This window comes from Methylocaldum sp. (genome assembly GCF_039794385.1).
GTDB lineage: Bacteria > Pseudomonadota > Gammaproteobacteria > Methylococcales > Methylococcaceae > Methylocaldum.
Genome location: NZ_JBDIVO010000440.1, coordinates 1 through 3,322 on the forward strand (window position 1 = coordinate 1; position 3,322 = coordinate 3,322).

At 61.3% G+C, this 3,322-nt stretch carries 6 protein-coding genes; all 6 read left to right on the forward strand.

The window, feature by feature from the left end:
- Window positions 1-88: 88 nt before the first annotated feature.
- On the forward strand, window positions 89-511 hold the full coding sequence (gene nifX / locus ABJK70_RS22330) for a nitrogen fixation protein NifX (protein WP_077729124.1): 423 nt from the start codon (window positions 89-91) through the stop codon (window positions 509-511).
- Window positions 504-983 carry a NifX-associated nitrogen fixation protein gene (locus tag ABJK70_RS22335; protein WP_347259175.1) on the forward strand — a complete coding sequence of 160 codons (480 nt, stop codon included), beginning with the start codon at window positions 504-506 and terminating at the stop codon, window positions 981-983. The genes nifX and ABJK70_RS22335 overlap by 8 nt, the downstream gene beginning before the upstream one ends.
- Window positions 984-1,098: 115 nt before the next feature.
- Window positions 1,099-1,287, forward strand: coding sequence for a CCE_0567 family metalloprotein (locus tag ABJK70_RS22340; RefSeq protein ID WP_077729069.1), 189 nt, complete (start codon window positions 1,099-1,101; stop codon window positions 1,285-1,287).
- A gap of 9 nt (window positions 1,288-1,296) precedes the next feature.
- Entirely contained in the window at window positions 1,297-1,602 is a 306-nt protein-coding gene (gene fdxB / locus ABJK70_RS22345; RefSeq protein ID WP_077729070.1) for a ferredoxin III, nif-specific, read from the forward strand.
- Window positions 1,602-2,252: a nitrogen fixation protein NifQ gene (locus tag ABJK70_RS22350; protein WP_347259176.1), complete on the forward strand. Its 651-nt coding sequence runs from the start codon at window positions 1,602-1,604 to the stop codon at window positions 2,250-2,252. The genes fdxB and ABJK70_RS22350 overlap by 1 nt, the downstream gene beginning before the upstream one ends.
- Window positions 2,231-3,322: hypothetical protein (locus ABJK70_RS22355; RefSeq protein ID WP_347259177.1), on the forward strand; the 1,092-nt coding region annotated here is incomplete at its 3' end. The genes ABJK70_RS22350 and ABJK70_RS22355, both read left to right, overlap by 22 nt.

The window sequence follows — 3,322 nt, forward strand, 5'->3', positions numbered from 1 at the left end:
GAGGAGAACGAACGTGCTGGCACGGCGGCGGTTGCGGCTCATTAAGCCGGAAGCTCAATCAAACGAATCCTTTTATCGCGGAGGAAGCATGAAGGTCGCATTCTCTACCCAAGACCTACAACGGGTCGACGCCCATTTCGGATGGGCCAAGAACATCGCCATCTATGAATTGTCGGCGGAGGGCTATCGCTTCCTCGAAGCCGTGCAATTCGAGGGCGACCTGCAGGAAGACGGCAACGAAGACAAGCTGGCTCCGAAGCTCGAAGCCATCAAGGACTGCGCAATTCTTTACGTCGCCGCCATCGGCGGTTCCGGCGCGGCGCGGGTGGTGGCCCAGGGCATACATCCCATGAAGGTTCCGCAGCCCGAGCCTATCACCGATCTCTTGGACAAACTCCAGCAGGTCCTCAAAGGCACTCCGCCGCCCTGGCTCCGCAAGGTGCTGGCGAAGGAAGGCAAGGGGCAGGACCGTGAATTCGATTTTGAAGAAGAAGAGGTGGAACATGGCTGAAGCATTGGCAGTAAAAACCGAAGGCGCGGCATCGCCCATGGAGTCGGCGTTCATCAAGGAATTGGTCAAGCAATGGCGCGCGCAGGATTCCTACGGCACCTGGGACGGCAAGAGCGACGAAATGCTGCTCGAGCCTTACATCCTCACCAAGGAGAAGCGGCAGGCGATTCCCATCGTCGGCGATCCCGACCCCGAGACCTTGTGGCGTCTGGACCTGTTCTATAACGCCGTCGGCCTTTCCATCGAGCGGGCCAGCGGGGTCATGGTCACGCCCATGATGAAGATGTCGCACGAAGGCTTCGGCCGCATGGTACTGATCGCCGGCCGGCTGATCGTGGTGAACAAGCAGTTGCGCGACGTTCACCGGTTCGGATTTCCGTCCATGGAAAAACTCGCGGAGGAAGGCGAGAAACTCGTGGCCGCAGGAGTGGACATGATCAACAAATATTCCGAAGTGGCCCGCTACAGTTGAGAACAACGTAGGGTGGGTCAGGCCGGATCCGGCCGTAACCCGCCGGAAACCGCGAGAAGGCGGGGCACAGTCATCGACGGAACCCCGCCCGAACCGGCAAACCAACGAGGCACCCATGACAGACGCAGAAGATACGAAAGCCAAACTGAAAAAACTGAACGCCCAGGCGACCGCGCTGAAAATGGATCTCCACGACTTGGCCGAGGATTTGCCCACCGGCTGGGAGCGAATCCTGGAAGTCGCGGAGAAAACCTATCAGGCCTATCGTGAACTGGACGAATTCCGCAAAACCAGCGCTGGTTAGGAGTCTACGATGAGCGAATTTACGGTCACCCTACCCGGGGGCAAGGTATGGACCCCCAAATTTGTCGAGATCATCGACCAGGAGAAATGTATCGGCTGCGGACGCTGCTATAAGGTCTGCGGACGCGAAGTCCTGGAGATGGTCGGAGTCAACGAGGACGGCGAAATAGTCACGCTCAGCCAGGACGAGGACGAGGACGACGAATACGACAAGAAAGTGATGTCGATCGCCAACGTCGCGAACTGCGTGGGGTGTGAGGCTTGCGCCAAGATATGCCCCAAGCAGTGCTATACCCACGAAGCGGCGGCAGCCTGATGCCAGCCCCCATGCGCCAGCCCATCCCGAACGCTTCGGCGCCCGTTCCCTCGGCGGTCCACTACGATCCGCTGATGGGCTACGCCCGCGACCCGCAGGACTCCGTGACCCGCACCTTCGTTTCGGCGATCGAGATGGCGCGGAGTTCGTCCAGGCTGACGGGGCGGGCGGCCTTCGGGCTCGATGCGGATGAGTTCGAGGGGCTGCTCGACCGGTATTTTCCGGGCGCCGCTCGCATTTATCTCACGCCGGCGTTGAAAGCATCGCTTGCGGACACCAAAACCCGCCGGATAGAGACGGACGAATTCGAAGATCTCGTGGCGCTGCTTTTGGAACACCGCGGCGACGACAGCCGGGAGAGCCGCTGGCTGGCTTACGCGATCGCCGCCTGCTGCATGGGGGACGACCATCTCTGGCAGGACATGGGCTTGCCCGACCGAAAGGCCCTATCCGACCTTCTGGCACGCCGTTTTCCCGCGCTGTTCGCTCGAAATACCGGCGGCATGCGCTGGAAGAAGTTTTTCTACAAACAGCTCTGCGAACGCGATGGGGCCTTCGTCTGCCGCTCCCCCAGCTGCGCGGAGTGCGTCGAATATTCCAATTGTTTCGGACCCGAGGAGGAAAGCGCATGGCAACCGGCGAAGCGATGACCGTACCGGGACTCGGCAAGGCGCCTCCCGCGGGCGCTTGCACCGCGGCGGAATCGCCCCCCGAGTTATGGCAGGCGGTTTTGGAACAAAGCGGAGCGCGGTTCGACGATTCCGGAGTCATCGACTTCGGGCATGTCGAAGCCGAGTGCCGGCAGGCGCTGAGCGCCGATGTGATGGCGGACCTGTCCCATTACGGACTGATCGAAGTCAAGGGCGACGACGCCCAGAAATTTCTGGCGAGTCTATTCACCGGCGACGTGCGCCTGGTGTCGGCGGAAAAGGGACTGTTCACCGCCTGGTGCGACGCCAAGGGAAGGGCGCAGGCGACGTTCTGGCTGTTCGTGCACGACGGTGCCTTTCACCTTCTTCTGCCGAAAGGTCTCGTGAAGTCGGTTTTAACCGGATTGAAACTATACCTTCTCAGGGTCAAGGCGACTCTCACTGATGCCGGCAACGACCTGGTCCGCGTCGGTTTATCCGGTCCGAGCATGGAATCCCGGCTCGCCGCCTTGTTCGGCGCGCCGCCGCCCGAACAGGCCGGGGATACCCGCAGCTACGGGGCTTGCACCCTAATGGCGATCACCGGACAACCACACCCCCGCTGGGTTCTTGTCGGCAGCGCGGCGGCGGTTGCCGAAACGTGGCAAAACCTTCTGTCCAGTGTTTCGCCCGTAGGGCGGGACGCCTGGTCTCTGCTGGACATTTTGGCCGGCATACCGCTGCTGGTGCCGGAAACGGCCGGCGAGTTCATCCCGCAGATGCTGAACATGGAGGCCCTGGGCGGCCTGTGTTTCACCAAAGGCTGTTATCCGGGACAGGAAGTCATCGCGCGGCTGCATTACCGCGGGCAACTCAAGCGGCGCCTATACCTGGCCTACGCCGCCGGCGATTCGGTTCCGCCGCCCGGTACCACGCTTCATATCGAAGGCATTGCGGAAAGCGTCGGAACAGTGGTCTCCGCCACGCGCCATCCGGATGGGCGGACGGCTCTTCTCGCGGTGGTGAAGATCGAAGAAAAGGATCAAGGGGAAGTTCGGTTAGCGGATGCTCAAGGACCTGGGCTTCGCTTC

Coding starts and splice junctions, on each gene's coding strand:
- nifX (WP_077729124.1), top strand. CDS start 89: ATGAAGGTCGCATTCTCTACCCAAGACCTACAACGGGTCGACGCCCAT.
- fdxB (WP_077729070.1), top strand. CDS start 1,297: ATGAGCGAATTTACGGTCACCCTACCCGGGGGCAAGGTATGGACCCCC.
- ABJK70_RS22335 (WP_347259175.1), top strand. CDS start 504: ATGGCTGAAGCATTGGCAGTAAAAACCGAAGGCGCGGCATCGCCCATG.
- ABJK70_RS22340 (WP_077729069.1), top strand. CDS start 1,099: ATGACAGACGCAGAAGATACGAAAGCCAAACTGAAAAAACTGAACGCC.
- ABJK70_RS22350 (WP_347259176.1), top strand. CDS start 1,602: ATGCCAGCCCCCATGCGCCAGCCCATCCCGAACGCTTCGGCGCCCGTT.